The sequence below is a fragment of the Mycobacterium sp. ZZG genome (genome assembly GCF_054786995.1).
The window spans coordinates 1-2,506 of the sequence record NZ_JBTBFV010000133.1 but is presented as its reverse complement, the minus strand read 5'-3'; the positions used below and the strand labels follow the sequence as shown (position 1 = coordinate 2,506).

General features: G+C 59.9%; 2 protein-coding genes and 1 pseudogene. All 3 read left to right on the top strand.

Going from position 1 to position 2,506, the window contains the following annotated elements:
* Positions 1 to 717 (top strand): annotated as a pseudogene (locus ACXMYJ_RS28920) (hypothetical protein); the annotation flags it as partial.
* Positions 714 to 2,048, top strand: coding sequence for a phage portal protein (locus ACXMYJ_RS28915; RefSeq protein WP_460359527.1), 1,335 nt, complete (start codon positions 714 to 716; stop codon positions 2,046 to 2,048). The pseudogene ACXMYJ_RS28920 and the gene ACXMYJ_RS28915, both read left to right, overlap by 4 nt.
* Positions 2,049 to 2,408, top strand: a complete 360-nt coding sequence (locus tag ACXMYJ_RS28910; protein ID WP_460359526.1) for a hypothetical protein — start codon at positions 2,049 to 2,051, stop codon at positions 2,406 to 2,408. It begins immediately after the preceding gene.
* Positions 2,409 to 2,506 lie beyond the last annotated feature (98 nt).

Here is a 2,506-nt window from a genome sequence, read left to right as displayed (position 1 = left end):
CTTCCCGAACCAGCGCGCCAACGCCGGCTCATGATCGGACCTTCGGATATTCAGATCATCCTCGGGAAGGTGCGCCCACTTTCACGCCCCCACACCGAGGCTCATCCACAGGTTCTGATCATTGCTCCTGATGTGTGGGACGGGCTCTCTACGGGCCTTGGAATCCCTAGCGGCACCGATGTAGTCGTCGCCTTGGACGGATCACACAACCGGGACTGCACCGCGCTACTCGTCGGGCAGATCGGCTCGGTGCCGCACTTCGACACCCTGAAGGTGTGGAGCAATCCCGGCACCCCCGGTTGGTCGGTCCCAGTTCTAGAGGTTGAAGAATCCATCAGGCAGGCGTGTCAACGGTGGAATGTGAGAGAGCTTGTAGCCGACCCATTCCGGTGGGCTCGCTCGCTCCAGGTTTTGGCCGGCGAAGGTCTAACCGTCAGTGAGTTTCCGTGGAGTCCGAGCCGCGTCACGCGGGCTACGACCGATCTGCATAGCGCTGCGGTAAACGGAGCATTCACCCATTCTGGCGAAGAGACCTTCCGCTCACACGTGCTTGCTTCCACCGTTCTGGAAACCGATAACGGGCTGCGGATTGGGAAGACCTCGCGGAGTCGTAACGCCGCCAAGGTGGATCTCTGCGCCGCCCTCGTGATGTGTCACTCGCGGGTCACCTGGTATGCCACCCGCCCACAGAAGAAACGCAAGGTGTATTCCTTTTGACAACTCCCGATGTGCTGGTCGCCCATTTGCAGGCGCTCCTAGCTCCGCAGCATCTTTATGCCTGGTTGCGGGACTACTACGAGGGCCGATCACCGTTGAGCTTCCTCAGTGCCGATCAAAAGGTGGCGCTAAAGAACTTCGACCGGATCTCCTCAAACGTCTGTGAAACCACGGTCACCAGCATTCAGGAACGGCTACGGGTTTCCGGCTTCACCATCACTGATGCATGGGACCTGTACGTTGCCAACAACTTCGATCAGCGGGCAACCAACGTCCACCGTGACGCCCTGCTCTACGGCGGCGGGTACGTGACGGCATGGAAAGACAACCGTGGACGCCCGTCCATCAGTATCGAGTCTCCTGACCGTTTCGTGGTCGTGCGCGATCCCATCACCGACGAAGTGGTTTCTGGCTGCAAAAGGGTGATCACCGACAAGGCTGTGGAGGCGTGGCTGTACTTCGGTGACGAAATTCAGCATTGGCGCGTAGATAGTCCGAGTGCCTCCACTGCGGGTTTCTATCTGGTGGATTCCGTGGAGAACCCGCTAGGTGTTCCGCCTATCGCGGTGGTTGGCCATGAGGGTGAGCGCAGCGTTATCGACAACGTGACCACCCTTCAGGATGCGTTGAACAAGGCTCTGCTTGACGGGCTGACCGCCAGCGAGAGTGCGGCTTTCCCGCGCCGTTGGGCCAGCGGTATCAGCCCCGAGGAACGTCCGGTCCTAGACGATGACGGCAACCCGGTCCTGGACGAGGGCGAGCCGGTGGTGGAGTTGGTCAACCCGCTTACCGAGGATCGGTTGAAAACGTGGATCTCCGACGACGCAGACAGCCGGTTTGGCCAGTTGGACGCAGCCGACCTCAACGCCTTTGAATCGTTGGTGCGGGTGATTATGTCTCAGGTTCAGATGGTCACCGGATTGCCGGCTCATTACGTTGGTGTTCTGCAGAATTCGGTGACATCGGCTGATGCGCTCAGAGCTGCTGAGGCTGCGCTTGTTTCGCGGGTGGAGGCCAAACAACTGCATTACGGGACAGGGCATGAACGACTGGCTCAGCTCCTGTTGGCGATCCGTGACGGCGGTGAGCCCGACGACATCCCTGTCCGCGTGCAGTGGGCACCCGCCGATACCCGCTCTGTCGCACAGGAAATGGACGCCACCGTGAAGGCCGTGCAGGCGGGGATCTATCCCGTCACCTACGCCTTGGCGAAGCTCGGGCACAACGAAGACGAAATTCAAAAGATCATGGCTGACCGCGAGGCAGAGATCCGTACCGGCCAGCGTGCCGAAATGGACAGCTACCTTCGCCTTCAGATGGGAATGGGATAAGTGGACGAAAACGACGCCCCAGTTGACACAGAGACGGACGAAACCAACCTCACCGAGGTGGATACGCCCGAGACTGACACCGATTCGGCACAAGCGAATACAGACACGTTCTCTCGTGAGTATGTAGAGGGTCTGCGCAAGGAGAGCGCCGGATACCGCGACCGCGCCAAGACCGCTGAAACTCGTGTAGACGAGCTCAGCAGGGCACTGTTCCTCGCCAAGGTTGCCGCAACCGGAAAGCTCTCCGACCCAACCGACCTGGAATACAACGCCGATCTGTTGGACGACCCCGAAGCACTCGACATAGCGATTGACGTCCTCACCGAATCTAAGCCTCAATCCGTGGATCGGCCTTCCTGATGGTGGCCGGGGGTAATTTCGGTGGCTGGGTTTGGTGCGGGCAGGTGGGATCCGCTGGTCTGCCCAGCTTTTCCTGTGCGCTCCGGTAGGGGCCTGTT